Origin of the sequence: Sphaerochaeta sp. (genome assembly GCF_050256055.1) — a bacterium.
Taxonomy (GTDB): Bacteria; Spirochaetota; Spirochaetia; order Sphaerochaetales; family Sphaerochaetaceae; genus Sphaerochaeta.
In genome coordinates this window covers 1-21,547 of sequence record NZ_JBFWIJ010000003.1, presented here as the reverse complement: position 1 = coordinate 21,547, position 21,547 = coordinate 1, and the positions used below count along the sequence as shown (strand labels likewise).

Below are 21,547 nucleotides of genomic sequence, written 5' to 3'. Positions count from 1 at the left end.
TTATTTCGTCTTTGACTCGATGGCATCGATGTAGCTGAGATTCAAACGGTTCTGGCGATCAATCTCAATGAGCTTTACCGGAACCACCTGACCAACAGTCAACACATCCTCGACATTCTGAACTCTGGTTTTTGCCAATTTGGAAATATGACAGAGGCCTTCCTTACCGGGAAGAATCTCGATGAAAGCACCGAAATCCATGATACGCTTGACCGTACCTTGGTAAATGCGACCAACCTCCGGTTCCTCGACGATGGACTTGACCAGGTCCTTGGCCAACTGGGCGGATGCATTATCCCGTCCATAGATGGTGACCGTCCCGTCATCGGCGATGTTGACCTCAGCTCCACTTTGACTGGCGATGGCCTTGATCGTCTTACCGCCGGTTCCGATGACCGCCCCAATCTTCTCTTCCTCGACCTTCATTGTTAGAATCTTGGGCGCGTACTCACTGATTTCGCTTCGAGAAGTCTTGAGAGCTCCTTCCATGATTGAAAGAATATGCAATCTTCCCTTCTGAGCCTGCTCAAGGGCTTTTTTCATGATCTCAGGGGTAACACCGGCAATCTTGATGTCCATCTGGAAGGCTGTGATACCGTCACGGGTACCGGTCACCTTGAAGTCCATGTCACCAAGATGGTCTTCTTCTCCGAGGATATCGCTGAGTACCACATACTTGGCATAGTCGGCACCTTCGGTGATCAAACCCATTGCAATACCGGCAACCGGCTTCTTGATGGGAACACCGGCATCCATCAAGGAAAGGCATCCACCGCAAACAGAGGCCATCGAGGAACTTCCGTTGGACTCCATGATCTCACTGACAACACGGATCGTGTACGGGAACACATCCTTGGAAGGTACAATCGCTTCCAAAGCCCGTTGGGCCAGATGTCCATGCCCGATCTCTCTCCGGCCGGTGGTAAGCCTTCCAGTCTCCCCTACACTGTACGGAGGGAAGTTGTAATGGAGCATGAAGGAACTGAATGTCTTCTCCCCATCGATGGTGTCGAACATCTGTTCGTCACTGGCAGTCCCGAGGGTAGTCACCGCCAAGCTCTGGGTCTCACCGCGCGTGAACAAAGCCGATCCATGGGTACGGGGCAGCAGTCCAACCTCACAGGTGATGGGACGAATCTGGTCGACCTTGCGACCATCGGTCCTGATTCCATCGTTGAGGATGGAAGAGCGAAGGATTTCGTACTCGAGATCCTCAAAGAGTCCATCGACCTGTCCGTCGCGCTTGGAATCCTCTTCGATCAACTCAGCGAACTTCTCACGAACCTGCTGATGCACCACAGCCAAAGCCGCATAGCGCTCCATCTTGCCTTTGACGAACGAAGCTTCCTTGATCAAGGGATACGCGTATTCCTTCACCGGTTCAAGCCAGGAGAGGTCAACCGTGGTTTTGATGACCGGCAGCTTCTCCTTGCCAGCAATCTTTTTCAATTCAAGCTGAGCATCGCAAAGTTGGGTGATGACCGGCTGTGCGGTGGCAATTGCCTCCAGCATGAACTCTTCACTTACATCCTTTGCACCACCCTCAACCATATTGATCCCATCAAGGGTTCCGGCAACCACGATGTCGAGGCTTGATTTTTCAATCTGGCTGAACGTGGGGTTGACGATATACTTCCCATCCACCAGGGAAATGCGCACTGCTGCAATCGGGCCGTTGAAGGGAATGTCACTGATGGTGACAGCTGCACTGGCGGCATTGATTGCAATGATGTCAGGGGTATTGTTCATGTCGGAGGAGACTACCGTAGGTACAACCTGGATCTCTCGTCCAAACGCTTTGTCGAACAGAGGACGCATCGGGCGGTCGATCAAGCGGCTGACCAGAATTTCCTTATCCTTGGGGCGGGACTCTCGCTTGAGAAACCCACCGGGGATTTTGCCGGCCGCGTAATATTTCTCATTATATTCAACACTCAAGGGTACATAATCCAGAGCCTCGTTCGGCTCCTTTCCACAACAAACCGTTGCAATGACTGCGCTGCCTTCATACTGGGCATACACGGCACCGTTTGCCTGCTTGGCAATTTTTCCGGTTTCAAAAACCAGATCGGAATTGCCGATCCGTACAGAAATTTTTTTAACTTCCATCTTCTTGTTCCTTTCTTCGTTCTTTTCAGTTCTTTGTCTACAATGCAAAATAGCTCCAACAGCCTGAAAAGCCATCGGAGCTATTCACAAATCCTACGAATGCAACACCACGATTACTTTCTCAGACCGAGTTCGGCGATCAGAGCGCGGTAGGCTTCGATGTCATTGTTTCTCAAGTACTTGAGAAGCCTTCTGCGCTGGCCGACCATCAAGAGCAAGCCTCTCGTACCTGCATGATCCTTCGGATTTTTCTTGAAGTGAATCTGCAAGTCGTTGATGCGAGCGGTAAGCAAGGCGATCTGAGCCTGAGTCGAACCGGTGTTCTTGGCATCACCACCGAATTTGGTGATGATTTCCTGTTTCTGTTCCTTAGAGATCATGAAACACTCCTCTTAGCAAAAATGCTAAGTCTATTTGTACGCACAGTCTGCCAATCTGCAAACGCATTCCTGCTCTCGATAAACAGTTCCTGTTCACCAATATGAACCGTCACTGAAGCAAGTTCACCATCGGAAAGCAACAAAGCGGCATCATACACCCCTGATGCAGGCAAGAGCTGCATGAAGGATGCCGTGCGATACAGCAAACCATCTTCGGTAAACTTGGACGGATATGCGGCCAAGTCCAACTCATACGGTCTGCCGAGCATACTCTGGACTTCTTCCAAAGCGCCCTCAAGAAGTTTTTTACGCACCAAGGTACTTGAGGTAACCTCCCCTTCTCCTGTACGGACGAAAGGAGGAATTTTGACACAGGCACCTGGCGACAATCGGGATAGATATTCCTGCAGCTGAACAGGTCCGGCACTTGAAGCCGGGGCACCGCAGCGGAAATCCTCACCGACAACCATCGCTTTGACTTGGCAAAAAGCACAAACCAAAGTTAGGAACTCCTCAGCTGTGAGTTTACTGAAATCGGGAGAAAAGTCAATGACAACCATATGGTCAACACCAATATTTATAAGGATTTCCTCAATTTGTGCATCACTTGATAACCGAGAATGATAGGGTTGACTGTGCATCTCCATTTTCGGGTTTTTATCAAAGGTTATCACCATACTCTCCCATCCATTGTTGACGGCCAATTCCGTACAAGCAGAAAGAATGGACATATGACCGCGATGCAGTCCGTCAAAAACGCCGATGGAAACCACCATCGGTTGCTGCCAGAGAACGGGATGGGTTGAAAGATGCATGAAATCGTAACGTTTCAAGACTCTTCCTCCTTTCGAAATGGATGGATTTGGGCGATGAGCTTGTGTCTTGTAAGATCAGCTACTGCTCGCAGTGTACCATCCCGGCTGTAGAGCGCGCCATATTGATTTCCCTCATTTTCCCGGATAAATCGATAGGATCGAGGGAATGTTCCATTGGAAAGTTGAAACAGTTCATGATTAGGAACTTCAAGTAAACTCAGGTTCTGCACACGTTTCATGTATTCGTCCGTATTGGCAAGGGACGCAAGCACCGCTTCCTTTTGTTTTGGGTCAACCGCTTCATCAAGATGATACGGACCGATTCTTGTACGTACCAAAGCAGAAAGATATGCACGCGAATTACAGGCAAGACCCAAGTCCCGGGCAATCGAGCGGATGTAGGTTCCTTTGGATACGGAAATATCGGCGATCAACACTCCATCCTCATACTTGATCGGGGTGAACTCATACACCGTGATGGGACGTTTCGCCATTTCCACTACTTTACCCTTTCGTGCGAGATCGCTGGCCCGCTTTCCTCCGATATGCAAGGCACTGTATTGGGGCGGCGCTTGCTCAAGAGGTCCAAGGAAATGCGAAATTGCCTCTTTGACGGTTTCATAGGAAGGAATCGGGGACGTAGCGATCACCTCCCCTTCGGGATCGAGGGTGTCGGTTTCCATCCCGAAATGGATGGTCGCCCGATAACTCTTGTCCATGGAAGAGAACAATACATTCAATTTGGTCATGCTGCCGGTAAGCACAATCAACAATCCTTCTGCAAACTTATCAAGCGTACCGGCATGTCCGACTTTCGGATCAACCGTACGCTTGATTGCATTCAAGGAGGAAAAACTGGTTATCGAACCGGCCTTTTTGATCAACAGAATACTAGCGTTTGTTCCCATCTTCCACCAAAGTATCGATCAGGGCGTTAATCTTCAGCCCTTCCTTCAAGGAGGTATCCACCTTGAATTTCAGCACCGGAGTGTTTCGAGTCTTCAAAAACGATCCCACCCGCTTTTGGATGAAACCGCTGGCTTTCTGCAACGCTGCAACACTTCTTTCCAAGGTCTCCTCATCGAGCACGGAGGAAATGAAAACCGTTGCATACGCATTGTCCTGCGACAGTTCCACCCTGCTCACCGAGCAGAGTGTACTTACCTGTTGATTCTTAATCTCCCCGGTGACAATCAGCGTACTGATTGCCTCGGAAAGTCTTGCCTCTATTCGTTTCTGACTATATTCACTCATACATTCCCGTTGCTTTCGAGTTTCCGAGCCACTTCCTCGGTTTCCACAACCTCAAGGATGTCGCCGACCCGCAAGTCATTGAAATTCTCAAGTCCGACACCACATTCGAATCCTTCGGAAACTTCCTTGGCATCATCCTTGAACCGTTTCAGGCTGGAGATTCGGATCATATCGCTATTGAGCTGGATGGAATCACGGATGACTCGGACCAGGCTGTTGCGTTTGATCTTGCCCTTGGTGACCATACATCCTGCGATGGTTCCCACCTTGGGTACCTTGAAGGTGTCACGCACCTCAACGGTTCCGATTTCAATCTCCCGTACTTCAGGACTAAGCATGCCTTCCATGGCCAATCGGATATCATCCACCACATCATAAATGATATTGTATTTGCGTATCTCGATCTTTTCCTGGTCTGCAAGTGCCTGTGCCCTGGGAGTCGGTCTGACATTGAAACCAATGACCAATGCATCAGAGGCGCTGGCCAAGGTAATGTCACTCTCAATGATGGCACCGGCGCTTGCGCGGATGACATTGAGGTGGATTTCGTCGGTGGACAGTTTCTCAAGGGAACCCTGGAGGGCTTCGACCGATCCTTGTACGTCACCTTTGATGATGACATTGAATTCCTGGATCGCCCCTTCCTTGATCTTGGTATACAGATTGTCCAGGGTAACCTTCTTGACGTTGCGGCTGTCACCCAACCGTTCAAGTTCCTGCCGTTTTGTTCCGACCTGACGAGCTTGTCGTTCGTCCTCGGTAACCTGGAACGGATCACCTGCACCGGGAATATCGGACAATCCGATGATCTCAACCGGAGTGGACGGACCCGCTTCCTCAATCTTTCTTCCCTTGTCATCGAACATAGCCCTGACTCTGCCGGGATAAATGCCTGCTACATAATAATCGCCTTGGCGGAGTGTTCCCCTCTGGACCAATACCGAGGCTACAATTCCCCTTCCTTGGTCGATGCGGCTTTCAATGATCTTTCCTTCTGCCCTACAGTCTGCATTCGCCCGCAACTCAAGCATCTCCGCCTGCAGCAAGACAGTGTCCAACAGCTCGTCGATACCAATCTTCTTCAGTGCCGAAATCTGGCAGTACAAAGTCTGTCCGCCCCATTCCTCAGGCATCAGACCGAGATCGGAAAGCTGTTGCATGACACGCTCTGGCTTTGCCTCGGGGAGATCGCACTTGTTGATGGCAACAATGATGGGAACATTGGCAGCTCGTGCATGGTCGATGGCTTCACGAGTCTGCGGCATCACCCCATCGTTGGCGGCAACAACCAGAATGACAATGTCGGTAACCTGCGCACCACGAGCACGCATCATGGAGAATGCTGCGTGACCCGGAGTATCAAGGAAGACGACATCGCCCTTTCCAGGAAGGTTCACTTTATAAGCACCGATATGCTGAGTGATTCCACCAAACTCGCCTTCTGCAACCTTGGTGGATCGAATGGCATCAAGCAACTTCGTCTTACCGTGGTCGACGTGACCCATGACGGTTACGATCGGAGCGCGGTCAACCAAATCATCCTCAACATCAGGTTCGCTTGCAATCAAGGTCTCATCGTACAAGGAAACCAAGTGTACATCACAATTGTAATCACTGCAGATGATGGCGGCAGTATCGAAGTCGATCTGTTGATTGATGGTGACCATCATGCCCATCTTGAACAATTTGGCAATGATTTCACTGGCCTTCAGATTCATCTTCTTTGCAAGATCACTGACGGTGATCACTTCCATCATGTCGATGGTCTTGGGAACGGAAGCCAATTTTGCAGCCGCCTGTTCCTTGCGTCTCTGAATCTGGAATTCCTTCTCTTCCTCGGCATTCCGTTTCTTATACGATGCTTGGTCCTTTTTCTTGTTGAAGGTTTTCTTAGGAGTCCTCTGGTTCAACCCGTCCATTTCCTGTGAGGGAGCAGTCGAACCCGGTCTTCCGCCACCGGCTGGACGCTGGCCGAAGGGAGGTCTCCCCCCTGCACCTTGAGGTCTGAATCCACCAGGACGCTGTCCACCGGCACCGGGACCACCTTGGCCCGGTCTCCCTTGATAGGGAGGCCGTCCCTGGAACGGAGGTCTGCTTTGATAGCCGCCGCCACCTTGACGAGGAGGTTGTGTACCCTGTCCTTGCCCTTGTCCCTGATATGAACTGTTTCGATTGGGCGCCTGACCTTGGTAACGATTGTTCTGTCCTTGGTAATTATTCTGGCGATTACCTTGGTAAGGAGGTCGGCTGCCTGGGGCAGGACGGCCACCAACGGTACCTGCTATGCGAGGTCCGACACTGGGTACCGGTGTGTTTTGCGGCGTTGCAAGAGCCTCAGGATTCTTTGTCTGCAACTCTGCCTGATCCTTGACGGTAAGCCCTTGATTGGGAACAGGCGGAAGATTGGTTGGTCTGATCACAACCGGACCGGTATGCAACGGTGAAGCGGAAAGCTTGTCGGAGACACCACGAGGAACTCTTCGTGCATTCCCCTGTCGTGAGGGAGCATGCGTGGCCCGCTCCTCCTGTTTGGGAGAAGTTTGTTCCTCTTTCTGGGTAACAGGTTCCTCATTGGATCGTTCGGATTCAACACGAGGTTGTGGCTTCACCACCACCACTTTTTTCTTCACTACAACTACGCGACGTTTTTCCGGCGTCTTCAGCTTGGACTCCTGCTCCTTGGCCGGTGCCTTCTGTTCTTCCCGATTCTGGTTTTCCGAGGGTGTCACTACGTGCTTGATCAGTGTTGCTTTAGGCTTATTATTCTCTTCCGTCATTATTTCCTCTTGGATGGTATTACTCTACCTCAAATGCCAGACCTGTACCACAGTTCGGGCACACAGTCATATCCATCGTGATGGAAGCACCGCAATTGGGGCAAACATATTCGGTTTCTCCATCTTCTTCATCCTCAACGATATCTACATACTCGTTGATCGTATCCTTGATTGCAATGATCTCTTCTTCCGTCAAATCACCGAATCCAGCAAGCTCCTCATCAGTAAGGTTGATGAATTCCTCAACACTGTACACATCGTGGAACTGCAATTTCTTCAAAAGAAGTTCATCCAAGGGGAGTTCTGACAAGGCAATCTCATCTTCGTCAACAAACGTTTCCACTTCCGCCGGAATTTCCGACTGTACAGGAATCTCAACTTCCCCGGCTGTTTCCGCTTCCTCTGCAAAGAAGGGTTCTTCTTCCATGAAGATGCTTTCTGCACGGCTCCGTGCTTCCTTGGCGATATCCATCTCGTCGAATTGAGCCTGGGTCTTGACGTCGATCATCCAGTCAACCAGTTTATTGGCCAAACGAACGTTCAACCCCTGTTTACCGATCGCCAGGGAAAGCTGACTGTCCTCTACGATCGCAACAGCATGGTAGATGTTCTTGTCCAGAACCACTACATCCTTGACCTGTGCGGGGGAAAGTGCATTGCGGATGTAGTTGACAGGATTCGGATCGTACCGAAGGATATCGATCTTCTCGCCTTCAATTTCACTCATGATAGTCTGAATTCGATTTCCCTTCAACCCGACGCAAGCTCCGACCGGATCGATGTCATCATTGCGGGATGCTACGGCCACCTTCGTCCGATACCCAGCCTCTCGTACAATCTTGATGATGTCAATCTGATTCTGTGCAATCTCAGGAACCTCAACCTCAAAGAGTTTGCGGATCAATTCAGGACTGGTTCTGGAAAGTACCACACGAAGCCCACGCTCCGCTTTCTCTACTTTTTCCACATAACATTTAATCTTGTCGTTGCTACCGTAACTCTCACGACTGGACTGGTTGCGACGCGGAAGGATGCCCTCGGTCGTCCCGATGTCGACATAGATGTCACCATTGGGAATCTGTCTGCGGTAGTAGCCGATGATCAACTGTCCTTCCTTTGCCTTGTACTCGCTGTACAGAGTATCCTTTTGGATATCCCTAAAACTCTGATGCGCACGTTGTTTTGCACTTTGGACACTGATGCGATCGAATTCCCTGAGGTCTACGGGAATGAGCAGTTCATCGCCGATTTCACAGTCCTCGTGGATTTCCTGGGCTTCACTGAACGGAATTTCCGTCACTTCATTATACCAATTGTCATCATCTACGATCTTACGTCGGCTCGACAGTTCAACGGTGGTATAATCCTCACTGAACTCAATGACGGCATTCTCATCGGTACCGAATTTTCGTTTGTACGCTGCACGAAGTATATCCTCGATGGTGCTGATGACCAGCTCTTCGGAAATGTTCTTTTCCGCTACCATACTTCGGATAGCGTCACCAATTTCAGTTGCCATGTGAATTGTCCTCCCATCTATAGTCGAGCTTTGCCTTCTGGATCACGGCAAACTCCACAACCTGTGTTTCCTGCATCTCTGTTGTATCCTCAATATATGCATGAGAAAGCGTTACACTGTGCTCATCGCTAGTTTCGATGATGCCGCTCACCCACGCTTCTTTGCTCGTATCATACAAACGTACCCGCTTTCCGCGGAACAAGCTGAATTCATAGACATCCTTGAGTGTCCGCTGCAACCCCGGTGTACTCACCTCCAGCTGCAGATCACGCTCACCCAACTGTAATTCCATCCTTGGATACACAAGGCGGTACACCTGTGCACAGTGGTCGACGCTAACCTCTTGTTCAGCAGCCTTGATGATGATGGAGACACTCACCGTTTTTCCACGATCAATACGGTTGATATCCACGAGGATGATGCCCATATCCCTGAGCAAGGGTTCGTACTCCAAGAAGAGTGCGGTGTTTTGTATTCCTGTTCCTAACATTGTATTCCTAATAAAAACTCATAAAAAAGGGATGCACCTTCCGGCGATCCCCCAATAAACAACTAATCCTGCATGTATCTTATGCACTTGCAATCCTTTTGTCAACATATCGGGATCTTTCAGGCTCTCGAGAGTACACAGATGGTACAGGAAACACCGAATTTTTGTTGGAGCAATGCGTATGCTTGGCGAGCGGTATTGCCGGTGGTATAGATATCATCGAGGATGACCGGCGTTAAGCCGACATCCATCAATCGACGAAATCTATCATTGTTCACGTCATTGAGGCGAAGATGATGTTGCTCCAGCCGCTGAGTCCTCCCCAACAACGTATAGAATTGCCGCTCTGTTTGCGAGAACATCCGTAGATACGGTACCTTCAGATTTTTGGCCGTAATGGAGGCGAGCAATGCCATTTGATCAAACCCGCGCAGGCGTTTCCCGCTGGAAGATGAGGGAATGGGCACCAGAAGGATATCGTCCCGTGGAATCAGCATTGTTTCAAACAAAGAAGCCAAAACCGGGGCGAGCGCCTTTTGTCCCTGATGTTTATACAAGCGGATGCAGGATGACAGGATTCCTTCGTACGGACCGTACGCATACACATGTTCGTTGCATATCGGACAGGGATACACACTGTCCAGAACCGGAGCAGAACAGACGTTGCATCGTTGGTCATACGCCGAAGCATAGGACAACGAAGAGAGCAAGGCATGGCAGGAAGGACAGAGCCTTGCATCGGAGAGTCGACCGCAATAGACGCACCACATACACTGCAAGGTGGAATTTCACACGAGATGCTTCAGCGTCTCCTGGAGTTTTTTCAAAAATATGAGCGCATCCAAAGGTGATGATTGTTCAATGGAGAATGACTCGATCTGTGAAAGCACTTCAATCTGCTGCTCATCAAATTGCGAAGGTTCATCGGCAATGCTGAACAAATCAGGTTGTTGGGATGCCAGATCATATTCAGCGAAATGTTGTTTCTGGAAAGAACGTGCCATCTTGAGCACCTCACGGCTGATTCCCGCCATTTTTGCGACATTCAGACCATAGGAACTGTTGGCGATTCCTTCGATTACCCGACGGAGGAATCTGACCTCCCCATTGTTCTCACTCACCTGCAAAGTCAACAGTTGAATAGCCGAAGTATCGATTCTGGCCAACTCATGATAATGCGTGGCGAACAGCGTCTTGCTGCCCATGTCCAACAGCTGCTGCATGACTGCATAAGCAATCGACATCCCATCCTGGGTGCTGGTTCCCCGTCCCAGCTCATCGATGATGACCAAAGAACGGCGACTTGCCGTACGCAGGATATGCGCCGCTTCCTGCATTTCCACGAGAAACGTGGATTCCCCTCGAGCCAGATTGTCACTTGCTCCGACGCGGCAGTACAGTCTGTCTACCAGTGAGAGCCGCGCTTTTACCGCCGGAACGTAGCTGCCCATCTGGGCCAGCAGGACAATGAGCGCAGTCTGCCTGAGGAATGTTGATTTGCCGGCCATGTTCGGCCCGGTGATCAGGCAGAATCGTTTTCCCGTACTCCCAATGGTAAGATCATTCGCCACAAAAGCGCCGACAGGAAGATGTTGTTCAACCACGGGATGTCGGGCTCCGATGATTTCCATCACATCCTCCTCAACGAATTCAGGTTTGGAATATCCATGGGTGATGGCCGTCGACGCCAAGGATTGCAGACAATCCAAATCGCTGAGGAATGTACTGATGGATAGCAGAACCTGCTGTAAGGAACGGGTATCGGATACCAATTGTTCATAGACATCGCGTTCCCGCTTCTCCGCCTCAAACGAGCTTTGGAGAATGGTTTGTTCACAGGCGATCAATTCATCACTGGTGAACCGTTCTGCGTTTACCAGCGTCTGCTTTCGATAGAAGGTTGCAGGAACCCTTTCAGCTTGCGCTTTCGATACTTCCAGATAATGCCCGAGAATTTTATTGGAAGAAAGTTTCAGGGTCGTGATACCGGTCTGCTCACGAACTTTTTCCAAATACGCAGAGAGCAGCTGCTTTCCTCCCGCCTTATGGGAACGCAGTTCGTCAAGCACTTGGTCATAGCCTGTCAGGATGACTTTTCCTTCCTCAAACGATCCTTGGCATTCTGTGTTGATTGCACGCTGGATGCGCTGGACAAGATCGACCAATAAAGCGAGAACGCTTTGGTCCAACTGTTGTCCCAGCAGCGTTTGATACCGTTGGTCTATGATCTGGAAAAAGGACTGCACCGTTTGGGCGATTCCCACCAGATCCTTGGGAAGGTGGCGATTCATTGCAATCCTGCTGGTAAGCCGCTGCAGGTCGAGAACCTGCTTGAGATGGGAACGTATGCGCCCCAACTCAGAACGGTCCTCATACAGCAGGGTGACCCAGTCTTGCCTGAATTGTATTTGGCTCAGATCGGTCAGAACGTTGGTAATCCATCGTTTAAGTGTCCGCGCGCCCATGCTGGTCAGCGTCGCATCAATGGCACTGAACAAGGAAAAAGCTTTCGTTCCATCATTGAGGTTCGTCAACAATTCGAGACTTTTCCTGCTCGCCTCATCGATGCTGAGTAATGTTTCCTCTCCCACCACTTCATAGCGCTGGATCTGGTCCAGACTGGTTTTGGCGGTTTCCTGGATATACCACAAAAGGGCTCCGGCGCTCCCAAGGATGGGGTCGTTCTGCTCGAGATCGAAGGCCTTCAATGAAGTGGTGCCTATTTGTTTGCAAAGTCGTTCATATGCTTTGTCCCGGGAAAAATGCCAAGATGGAAGCTTGGTAACCATGGCCGGGTACGTGTCAAGCAATGTCTGAAAATCCTGATGGAGAAAATAATCGTCCTCATTCACGAGGATTTCACGGGGACCGACTTGAGCCAATACTGAAGCAAGATGATTGAATCGGTCATCAAGCAACACAGTGCGCAGGAAGAACTGACCGCTGGTAATATCCGCATAACTGACCGAAAGGCTCTTTTTGGAAAATGCGATGGACAGAATGAAACTGTCCCGGTCAGCCTGGAGGAAATCGTCCTCGACCACCGTAGCAGGAGTGACCACTTGCACCACTTCCCGTTGGGCCAACTGTCGGTTTCCCTGACTCAACTGCGTCTGTTCGCAGATGGCGATCTTTTTCCCCGCCTCAAGCAGCCGTTTCAGATATACCTTCGCCGCATGGTAGGGGATGCCGCACATCGGCTGTCCGTTTCGTTTGGTCAGCGTCAAATTAAGCAGTCGGGATACCTCCACTGCATCCTCCTCAAACATTTCATAGAAATCTCCAAGGCGGAAGAAAAGGACGGTATCCTGATGTTGTTCCTTGATCTGATGATACTGGATCATCATGGGGGTCAACGTTTCTGCTTTTTCCATACGGCTCAATACAAGGTGGTGGTGATGGCCAAGACAAGTTTCAAGCCACTGGTTTCACTGCTTCCCTTGAAGATGGTTCCTCCATCCCATGCAAATGTATTGTCCAGATAACTTGCATTCTTGACCAGATACAAGCCGAGGGGGAATCCAGGCACTTTCAGTTTCACTCCAATACCGGTAGAGAAATACCAACCGAGATCTTTAAACGAAAGATTCTGCAAGTCGGGACTCACTGCAGTGGCACTGGCGTAGATTTCAGCAGAAAGTACATTCCTGGCCAACGGCCAGCTGATAGAAATCTGATTGTCCCAGAGGAACGATTGATCATAGACAACCGAGAAGCCCCGTGCGATGTTCATCCCGTCGATGTACAACATCTCATACCGTGTTGCCCCTTCCTTCGCATCATACCAACCCCAAACACCCGTGTTGTAATTCTGGTAGTATTGCTTGAACATGGCGCTGACGCTGCTGGTCACGCCGAAGACGACGTTGGCCGGTTGATCGTCAAGCTTGAAGGTGAACAATGTAAAATATCCACTTGCAGAGGAATTGGACCTGATATAGTTGGAAAGCCCTCCCAGAATACCTCCTGCATAGGTGAACCCTTGGCTGAGGTAGTATCCTTTGCTGGTATTTTCGATGCGATCCCTGCCGTCCCACGCAAATGAGAGGGTCAAACGATTGCTGAATTTCCAACCCTGACCATACCGGTAGATCAACTGTTCGTAGGGATCGTACAGGTTCTTGTCGTAATCGGCATAGTTCAAACCAATGGACAATCCTCCACCGATGGTCAGTGCACCAGGCTTGAACATGAAGGTGTACCCGGTATTGTAGCCCAAGGAAAGTCGATAATATGTGTACGTCATCAAGTAACGGGCTGCCGGCAATGCCTGGTTGGCGGCAACATAACTCGCATAACTTTCATACCCGTAGGGGAACGGATTATCCTCGGGATTCGTTGCATCATGACCGGTATAGTAGTCGCTTCCGATACCCCGCTGCAGTGTGGAATCCTTGATGCTCCGTTCGAAGGAGAAGCTGAATCCATTCGACCAACGCCAGTTCTTGAACCAGCCGTCATTGAATGCAAGCGAAACGGTCTGAGAATCGGGGCTGAGGTTGGTGGAAATCGAGAGGTCCCTGCCCGTTCCCGCCAGATTCTTATCCGACCATTGTAGGAAACCGGAGACAGGAAATCCATCAACATTGCCCCCGAAGGTCGCCCCGAACTGGATATCCATCTGGTTGCCCTCAGTGACCGTAAAGACAGGAATGACTTTCCCTTGTTCCGTACCATTGATGATATCAAACTTCACATCGGTGACTATCAAGGTGTTGTAAATGTTCTGGGCGCTGCGGATAAGTTCTTGTTTTGAAAAAATATCGCCTTTTTTGAACGTAAGCTCACGCTCAAAAACATAGGGCTTGGTTTTCGTCAGACCCTCGATCCGTATGTCCTCGATCACCGCCTGCTGGTTTTCCTGTACTTTCAAAATATAGGTCACCGTTTTGTCAGCTTCGTTACGGACCATATCGGTGGATATGAGGTTGAAGATATACCCGTTGTTCCAATACAGGTCAGTCACTGCCGTAATTTCCTGTTGCACCCGTGATGCATCCAGAACGGCGCCTTTCTGCATATTGATCAAGGATTGGAACTGTTGATCGGTGAAGACGGTGTTGCCTTCAACCTGGATGCCGCCGAAAAACCACTGTTCCCCTTCCTCAACGGTGAAGACAACCCTGAGCTTGGTATATTTGTCTCCTTCGGTGGTGATATCTTCGGTACGTACGGAAACAATCTTGGCATCGATATAGCCCTTGCTTTGGTAATATGTCAGAATTTTCTGTTTATCCGTATCGATGGTAAGCGGGTTGTAATATCCGGCATTGAAATAACTGACCGTCTTCGAATCCAATTGCTTGGACAGCACATCAGAGGCAACATTGGTATTACCCTCGAATACGAGCTGACCGATGCGCTTTTGTTGATTTTCCACTATCGTATAATGCAAGGATACGGTATTGGTTGCATCGTCGGTGGTGTATTCGCTCTCCACCGATGCATCAGCATATCCCTTTTCTTTGTAGAGAGAGAGGATTTTCTGCTTGGAAAGTTCGATATTCTGGTCGTTGAGGAAACTGCCTTGCTTTGCAACAAGGACACCCTCGATGTCTTTTGTTTTGATCCCATCATTGCCGGTGATGCTCACCGTCTTTATGAAAGGCAGCTCATAAAACGTCATGGCGATTTCAAGTTCGTTGTTTCCCTCTCCCGCCCGTTTGGCTTCAGCGAGAAAGTAAGAGAAATCCTCCAACCCATACAACTCGCCTTGGAGTTGGTTGAACAATTCGTCTGTGAACGGCTTGCCTACATATTTGTATTGGATGTCCAGTACGGTTGTTTCCGGAACATTCTGCAATCCTGTATTGGTAAAGGATGCAATGCGCTTGCCGATGTACCAAGGGTCGGTCTCAGCAGCAGAAAGCGAAAGGGTTGCAAACAGCAGTATGAGGGCGGCCATGCCCAGCCGACGCAGAAGGCGTTTATCCATGATGTCTCCTCTATCAAGTGTCTAACGCAAAACAATGCGTTTGGTTACACTAAAACCAATGGTATCCAAAATAGTGGTGAACGACAACTCGTTCGGTTGCGTAAAGAATGAGAAGGTACCCAACGGATTTTCCCAATCCAACGATAATTCAAGGTCGAGCGAAAGATCAGGTGAGATGAATGATCTGGTCACCTTTGTACGGTCCATGGCACTGAGGTGGACCAAAGCCTGCAGGAAGAATTGTTTGCCGATGTATTTGCCCATGAAAATGGAAGTATTGTTCAAATATCGGGCCAACGGGGTCAAGGTTGTTCCCAGATTCGCCCCGGGAAGGGCATCGAACAAAATGTTCTGCAGAATGTTGCTTCTCAGACTGAACATATCAAGTCCCAAAGAGGTGCGTATCGATTCGGTGAGCAGCGTAGTCTGACCGAGGTCCAGATACCCAAGACGTCCAGCCACGTCGGTAGCTGCAGCAGCAAGACTGGCTACGCTGTACAGATTGACCTGTCCATAGGCACCGGTGGGCAGGATCGATTGCCCCAGTATCTCCAGAATTTCATTCACGCTTTTTGCAGGAATCGATTCAAACTGGGGATTCAAATTGGTGAGTCCGGAATCACGCAGCACCAAGAAAATGTCGACACGATTTCCATTTGCATCAAAGTCGGATAGTTTTGCCCGAAGATTGATCGTCGGCTGGATCTGGTTCTTTCCCGTCAAGGCATCGGTATGCAAGGCCAAGGATCCCTCGGTTATGAAGAAGTTCTTTTGGAAATAGTACAATTCACCACTTCGGAAACTCAGGTTTCCGTCAATGTTGAATGCGTCGGTGATGTGGTCGTAAGCGAAGGAAATAGCCTGGTTCTCCGTAATGGTAGCCTTGATGAATGGGTTGGGCGTATTCGGATAGAAGAATGTCACATTCTTTCCCGTAGTGACGGTGAAGTCCGTGCTGGTCAGGTTGTTTGACTCATACCAGTAGGGAAGGTCCTTGATCCCGAGGGTCATGGTGGTATCCTGGATTTGTACAGAGCCGGACAACCATGTCTCGAATCCCTTCCCGGTCAGATTGAAGGTCCCTCCTGCGTAGGTGCGGATGTCAGCATCAAAGTTCTGCATGGGAAGCCAGACATAGACCATCTCTTGCTTACTGTCGGCATGGATTTCGTATGTATCCAATTGCCAGCCGTTCATGATCGCACCCATATAGCCGTACCCTTGGACGGTCTTTCCGGTGATTTTGTTCGTGGAAAAGAAAGGAATCCTTGGAATGATCATCCTGCTCCCATCGATGGTGGCACTGGCATTTTTCATGGTAATGACATCCTCAGGCAACCAGAACAGCTGCATACGCGAGGAATCGACATACAATTGCCCGTACAGCAGAGGTTTTTGCAGGGTGCCGCCGATCAATACCTCACCTTGTGCGGTCCCGTCAAGGAAGGAGAATATCGGTTTGAGGAAGGTACGGTTCAATAGGGCAAGCGGGAAATGAATGGCTGAGACCTTCAGGTTGAAATCGGAAGGATCAACAGATCCTTGCAAAGAAAAGCCCAAGCCGAAAGCAGGATCCACCTCTGCTTGCAGATGCCCCGTCTTGAAATCGTATGATCCGTGCAACAAATCCGAATCAGAGCGTAACGTGCCTTTGTCCAAGGAGAATGCATACGTTCCATCACGAAAACCACCCTCCCCTAATACCAACAAGTCGGAAAGGGTCAATTCCGCATCAAGTCTTCCTCCAAGAATCGGTTTGATTGCCTGCTGAATGTCAAACAAGGTGGTTAGCTCGGGCAGCTTGATCGTCAATCCATAGTTGAGATGGGAAGGTTGGTCGATATACGAAAGATGCCGTACCGTTTCAATTCTCCCCTTTGATTCCGCCTGCTGCTTACCTATGGTCAAAAGATCCCCATTGAAGGATGCATCCTTCATGGTGAAGGAACTGTCATACAATCTGAATAGGTCGGAGGTCGCATCGATCTTGGTACTGAACTTCTGTTCTCCTCGTTGAACGGTTGCCACCCCTCCCAAGCTGAGGATCGTTTTCAGATCGGTGGATCCGACCAGCGAAAGATCGACCACCGTTCCCTCAAGGCTCGCTCTGAATCGATCGAGCTGCAAGGAGGAAAGATTGAGTGCAAGGTCAAATGCATCGTCCTTGCTGACGATCGCTGCCTCGATTTTGGGAATATTTTCATAATCAAGTACAAACGAAGCCTTGAATGGAAGATGGAATGCATTGCTGATCAGTGATGCAATATCAGATCCTGTATAGAGAAATCGAGAGGAATAGGCCAGCTTGCCGTCGCTGAGAACCAGATCGGGCAGTGCTAGTGAAGTCGGCGTTGCTTCCAGGCTCGATTGCAGACTGTACGTATTCCCTTCAAAGTTCACCCCCTCGATTTTGAACAGAGTACTTTGCACCTGCCAATCATGCAAGGTTGCATAGGACAGGGAGAGATCTCCACTGAGTGAAGCGTTTGCAAAGAACCCTGCATCCGGCATTGTCAATCGATCGGAATGAAGGGTAACGGTGACCGGAGGAGCCAACGAGGAAATTATACCAAGATGCTGTTCTTGTTGGAGCGTGAAATGTAAATTGCTTGTATTGAACGTGAATGTAAAGGGATAGGAAGTCCCCAAGAGTGAGAAAGTCCCCTCGCCTCCAAGCAAGTCTGCCCGTTGGCGCCTGATCATCCCTTCCACTTGTGCAGTGGCCGCCAAAGGGGTTGTTGCACGGAATCGGTATTGGGAGGGAGGCACATCGGAGAATTGCATCGTCCCCAGCAGGAGCCCATCGTCGGTTCTGAATAGGTCCAAGGTTCCCCGAGGAAGCCAATGGTTCAACTCGGTAGATCCATTGAAAGCCAATCGATATCCACTGGTTGCCAAGGTCAAGGCGTCGATCTGAACGGAGTCCCCGACGATATCCGAAAGGAACGTGAATCCTGCATCCAGCGAGAATTTGCCGACCTTTACCGACAAGAGTGCCAAATCGATGGCCAACCTGCCGTCAAAGGGGAGTACGGTGCCTCCTCCTTGTTGCGATTGGAAGCTCAGGTTTCCAATGATGGTGGTACCCGTTTGGTAGTAGGGCTTGATGAATGGCGCATACCGTTCGATTGCCGGTGCAAACACCGATATCGGGAATTGTTCAAACCTACCGGTAATCGACAGCGTTCCACTCCCGTGGAGGGGAAGGTCATAGACCGATTGCAGCAACAGCTTGGTCCCCATTCCGATCTCAGCCTGCAACTGGCTTCCCTCCTTGGTGCCTTGGTAGGCAAACCGTGCAGAAAGATCCTGTTCAGCCAATGATGATGTAATAGCAGCAAATGTAAGGGACCCGGTCAAATTCTGTAGAGGGGGTCGGTAACTGAAGGAAAGCTGGACCGGGGACTGCAACTGGATATCCTGAAGGGGGAGCTGCAAGTTGCTATTTGCTGAAAGGTCCGCCCGTACCTGCAGCAATGTTGCATCTTGGGTAGTCATTTGGATAGTGCTCTTGACGGCATTCAGGTCGATATTGAGGCGAGGGTCGGCAAGTTGCAAAGCATCCAGCGAAAGCTGGGCGTCCACCTGATCCTGTTTTCGGTCATAGACAGCGGAAACGATGAGGGAGTCTGCCTGGGCAGATTGGTTGCTCTGGTTGCGTGCTTCAATCTGCTGTTTTTCCTTGGTGACCAATCCGATTTTTATGGTGTCCGGTTGGATGTCCGCCTTGATGGTGGAAGTCGGTATCTGAAGATTCCATGCCCCATACTCGAGCATCAGGGAATCATAGGAAAGACTCACATCTGAGACGGTCGAGGAGGAAAACAGCATGGTAGAGGAAACGGTGGGAACGGAAAGAGAAATCCCAATACGTTGAGTTTTCAGATTTGACAAGGAAAAGGAAAGATCCAGCGACTGATCAGCAAGCGAAAGGCTGGAGAGCGAGGTTTGACCAATTAGTTTTTCGAACGAAACCTCGGTCTTGGCATCCTTATAGGAAACAAAGTCGCTGCTGACGGTCAAAGAACCGGAATGCTGCAATTTCAAATCCGTTTGTTCCAAGGTCACGGTTCCATTTTCGTTTTGTACAGTGATTTTCTTCGCTTTCGCATCCAGGTCGGGAAGCTTTTGATCCTGTTTCAATGTGAGGGCAACATCGGTTTGCTGGAGATTGGCATCCACGCCATTGGTCTTGATGTCTGCAGCAAGATTGTCTGCTTCCAGCATGAAGGTGTTTGCATCCATCCATGACTTGAGTATGGGGGAAGTGGGATTTGGGGAAGTACTCATCGTCGAGTCGTCCAAATAAAGCGTCGGTGACTTCACATCCACAGAAAGCGTTTCCGATCCAAAGAGAATCGAGCGAAGCAGCAAGGGAATACCACCTTTCAAAGAGAGGTGAGGAGCCTCTGCCACCACCGTATCTTGATGCGAGAGAGAGACATTGGTCATCACCAGATCCTTGAGATAGGTCCGTTGTATTTCTTGTGCCTTGATGGTATACGGTCCATAGGTATTCAGTTTGGCTACGACATAATCGGCAAAAACCTGACTTGGATTGCGTATGCCAAACTGTACCATTGCATAGAAGCACAAAATGGTACAACACAAGAGAACCAAGACGGAAACGGCGATGTCTTTGAGCGTCGTATGAAATCTCACGTACCTGCAAACCTTTGTTGCAGTATAGCCTATCTGTCTGTTCTTGGGCACCTCTTTTCATGGAGCTTCGATGGAGATTCCTCCTCTCATTTGAAAAACTCATTTACCTTGGAACACTTTTCCCGTACCATACAGGTATGGATAGGAGATATGAAGATGCCATCAGTTTTAGCTAATTTTGTTGTTTTGGAGGGTTTGGACGGAGCGGGTACCACCACCCAGATGCAACTGCTTGCCGAGGCATGTGACCGTTCAGACCGAAACTGTCGTGCTACATTTGAGCCGACGGACAAACCCATTGGGCGTTTGGTACGCTCGGTATTGCAAAAACAAATCGTCACCACTCCCTTGGCGCTTGCCATGTTGTATGCCGCCGACAGGGAAGATCACCTGTATAATCCCGTGTATGGGTTGGTACACGATTTGGAAGCGGGAAAACTGGTGATATGCGACCGATACCTGTATTCATCCTTGGCATACCAAGGGGTCGAATGCGATTTCGACAAGATTGCCAGCCTGAATGCATTTCCTTCCCCGCAATATGTCTTCTTCATCGATACTCCCGTCGATGAGTGTCTGAGAAGAATACACAGCAGAGGAAATGATTCCGAACTTTTTGAGAAACATGAGTTTCTTTCCAAGGTAAAAGAAAATTATGAGAAAATCTTCCTTTCCCTTGGCCCCGAAGTGACGTTTGTCAGACTTGACGGACTGTTGAGCAAGGATGAAATCTCACAAAAGATCAGGGAAGTGCTTTTCAGCGAATGAACATCGCATCACCATAACTGAAGAATCGGTAGGATTTTTCAATGGCATGGCGATAGGCTGCATCGATTGCGTTCTTCCCTGCAAATGTTGAAACAAGGACGAGAAGTGTCGATTCTGGCGTATGGAAATTCGTCAACAATTGGTTCACTACCTTCCATTGATACCCAGGGCGGATGAACAGGTTCGTCCGCCCTTCCCCACTGAGGACTCTATCCTGGGTAGGGTCATATGCACTCTCCAAGGTTCGGACGCTGGTCGTCCCGGTAGCTACAATAGGTCTTCCGGCTTTTCTCGCTTGGTTGATCAAATCAGCACTTTCCCGGCTTATCTCATATCGTTCATAGTGCATGTGATGATCTTCCAACCGTTCGGCGCGAACCGGAAGAAATGTACCGGGACCAACATGTAGGGTGACCGGGACTATGGTACATCCCTTATCCCTGATCGATTCCAGAATCTCGTTGGTGAAATGGAGTCCTGCCGTCGGAGCGGCTACGGAACCCTCGGTTTCTGCGTAGACGGTCTGGTATCGGTTTTCATCGGCAAAATCATCCTCCCTCTTGATGTAGGGAGGAAGCGGGACGTGCCCGAGTGTTTGGAAAAACGATTCATCCAAAGGTTGTGCGAATGCTATCGTACGCGTACTGTCTTCATTTTCTGCAATGATCCAACCTTTCTTCTGGTATGAATCATCCGGGGTACTGAAGGTATATTGTTTACCGATATGCTGTTTTTTGGTTTTGGTGACCATGACGTTCCAACTATGGTCTATGTTTTCCTCGAGAAACAGAAATTCAACCCTGCTTCCGGTATCACTGATACCGTATACGCGTGCCTT

The 21,547-nt window shown here is 49.7% G+C and carries 14 protein-coding genes; 1 reads left to right on the top strand and 13 read right to left on the bottom strand.

The features are described 5' to 3' along the window. From pnp to AB7C91_RS01530, 12 genes are all read right to left on the bottom strand, one after another. Nucleotides 1-2,109, bottom strand: a complete 2,109-nt coding sequence (gene pnp / locus AB7C91_RS01585; RefSeq protein WP_428588763.1) for a polyribonucleotide nucleotidyltransferase — start codon at nt 2,107-2,109, stop codon at nt 1-3. A 113-nt stretch (nt 2,110-2,222) separates the two neighbouring features. Continuing rightward, nucleotides 2,223-2,489: a 30S ribosomal protein S15 gene (gene rpsO, locus AB7C91_RS01580; RefSeq protein WP_332446930.1), complete on the bottom strand. Its 267-nt coding sequence runs from the start codon at nt 2,487-2,489 to the stop codon at nt 2,223-2,225. Continuing rightward, nucleotides 2,486-3,304 carry an FAD synthetase gene (locus AB7C91_RS01575; protein WP_428588760.1) on the bottom strand — a complete coding sequence of 273 codons (819 nt, stop codon included), beginning with the start codon at nt 3,302-3,304 and terminating at the stop codon, nt 2,486-2,488. Before AB7C91_RS01575 ends, rpsO begins: the two co-directional genes overlap by 4 nt. Before the next feature lie 14 nt (nt 3,305-3,318). Next, complete coding sequence (truB, locus tag AB7C91_RS01570; RefSeq protein ID WP_332446932.1) at nt 3,319-4,212, bottom strand: tRNA pseudouridine(55) synthase TruB; 894 nt, start codon at nt 4,210-4,212, stop codon at nt 3,319-3,321. Next, complete coding sequence (rbfA, locus tag AB7C91_RS01565; protein WP_332446933.1) at nt 4,196-4,558, bottom strand: 30S ribosome-binding factor RbfA; 363 nt, start codon at nt 4,556-4,558, stop codon at nt 4,196-4,198. Before rbfA ends, truB begins: the two co-directional genes overlap by 17 nt. Continuing rightward, entirely contained in the window at nt 4,555-7,335 is a 2,781-nt protein-coding gene (gene infB / locus AB7C91_RS01560) for a translation initiation factor IF-2 (RefSeq protein ID WP_428588757.1), read from the bottom strand. The genes rbfA and infB overlap by 4 nt, the downstream gene beginning before the upstream one ends. A gap of 19 nt (nt 7,336-7,354) precedes the next feature. Beyond that, nucleotides 7,355-8,854, bottom strand: coding sequence for a transcription termination factor NusA (gene nusA / locus AB7C91_RS01555; protein ID WP_332446935.1), 1,500 nt, complete (start codon nt 8,852-8,854; stop codon nt 7,355-7,357). After that, complete coding sequence (locus tag AB7C91_RS01550; protein WP_428588753.1) at nt 8,844-9,308, bottom strand: ribosome assembly cofactor RimP; 465 nt, start codon at nt 9,306-9,308, stop codon at nt 8,844-8,846. Before AB7C91_RS01550 ends, nusA begins: the two co-directional genes overlap by 11 nt. A 155-nt stretch (nt 9,309-9,463) precedes the next feature. Then, the gene (locus tag AB7C91_RS01545; RefSeq protein WP_428588750.1) at nt 9,464-10,114 is read right to left on the bottom strand and encodes a ComF family protein; all 651 of its coding nucleotides are present in this window, start codon (nt 10,112-10,114) and stop codon (nt 9,464-9,466) included. 18 nt (nt 10,115-10,132) lie between these two features. After that, nucleotides 10,133-12,718, bottom strand: a complete 2,586-nt coding sequence (mutS, locus tag AB7C91_RS01540; RefSeq protein WP_428588748.1) for a DNA mismatch repair protein MutS — start codon at nt 12,716-12,718, stop codon at nt 10,133-10,135. A gap of 5 nt (nt 12,719-12,723) precedes the next feature. Then, nucleotides 12,724-15,279: an outer membrane protein assembly factor BamA gene (gene bamA, locus AB7C91_RS01535; protein WP_428588745.1), complete on the bottom strand. Its 2,556-nt coding sequence runs from the start codon at nt 15,277-15,279 to the stop codon at nt 12,724-12,726. Nucleotides 15,280-15,300: 21 nt separating this feature from the next. Continuing rightward, entirely contained in the window at nt 15,301-19,860 is a 4,560-nt protein-coding gene (locus AB7C91_RS01530) for a hypothetical protein (RefSeq protein ID WP_428588742.1), read from the bottom strand. A gap of 237 nt (nt 19,861-20,097) precedes the next feature. On the opposite strand from AB7C91_RS01530, the gene tmk reads away from it, so the two are divergent. Beyond that, a complete protein-coding gene (gene tmk / locus AB7C91_RS01525) occupies nt 20,098-20,709 on the top strand; it encodes a dTMP kinase (protein WP_332446941.1) in 612 nt (203 codons plus the stop codon). On the opposite strand, the gene queA is transcribed toward tmk, so the two are convergent. Next, nucleotides 20,699-21,547: tRNA preQ1(34) S-adenosylmethionine ribosyltransferase-isomerase QueA (gene queA / locus AB7C91_RS01520; RefSeq protein WP_428588739.1), on the bottom strand; the 849-nt coding region annotated here is incomplete at its 5' end. The genes tmk and queA overlap by 11 nt on opposite strands.

Bases quoted from the DNA above. Each gene is read 5' to 3' on its own strand.
- pnp (WP_428588763.1), bottom strand. From the start codon at position 2,109: ATGGAAGTTAAAAAAATTTCTGTACGGATCGGCAATTCCGATCTGGTT.
- rpsO (WP_332446930.1), bottom strand. From the start codon at position 2,489: ATGATCTCTAAGGAACAGAAACAGGAAATCATCACCAAATTCGGTGGT.
- AB7C91_RS01575 (WP_428588760.1), bottom strand. From the start codon at position 3,304: ATGCATCTTTCAACCCATCCCGTTCTCTGGCAGCAACCGATGGTGGTT.
- truB (WP_332446932.1), bottom strand. From the start codon at position 4,212: ATGGGAACAAACGCTAGTATTCTGTTGATCAAAAAGGCCGGTTCGATA.
- rbfA (WP_332446933.1), bottom strand. From the start codon at position 4,558: ATGAGTGAATATAGTCAGAAACGAATAGAGGCAAGACTTTCCGAGGCA.
- infB (WP_428588757.1), bottom strand. From the start codon at position 7,335: ATGACGGAAGAGAATAATAAGCCTAAAGCAACACTGATCAAGCACGTA.
- nusA (WP_332446935.1), bottom strand. From the start codon at position 8,854: ATGGCAACTGAAATTGGTGACGCTATCCGAAGTATGGTAGCGGAAAAG.
- AB7C91_RS01545 (WP_428588750.1), bottom strand. From the start codon at position 10,114: ATGTGGTGCGTCTATTGCGGTCGACTCTCCGATGCAAGGCTCTGTCCT.
- mutS (WP_428588748.1), bottom strand. From the start codon at position 12,718: ATGGAAAAAGCAGAAACGTTGACCCCCATGATGATCCAGTATCATCAG.
- bamA (WP_428588745.1), bottom strand. From the start codon at position 15,279: ATGGATAAACGCCTTCTGCGTCGGCTGGGCATGGCCGCCCTCATACTG.
- AB7C91_RS01530 (WP_428588742.1), bottom strand. From the start codon at position 19,860: ATGGTACAGTTTGGCATACGCAATCCAAGTCAGGTTTTTGCCGATTAT.
- tmk (WP_332446941.1), top strand. From the start codon at position 20,098: ATGCCATCAGTTTTAGCTAATTTTGTTGTTTTGGAGGGTTTGGACGGA.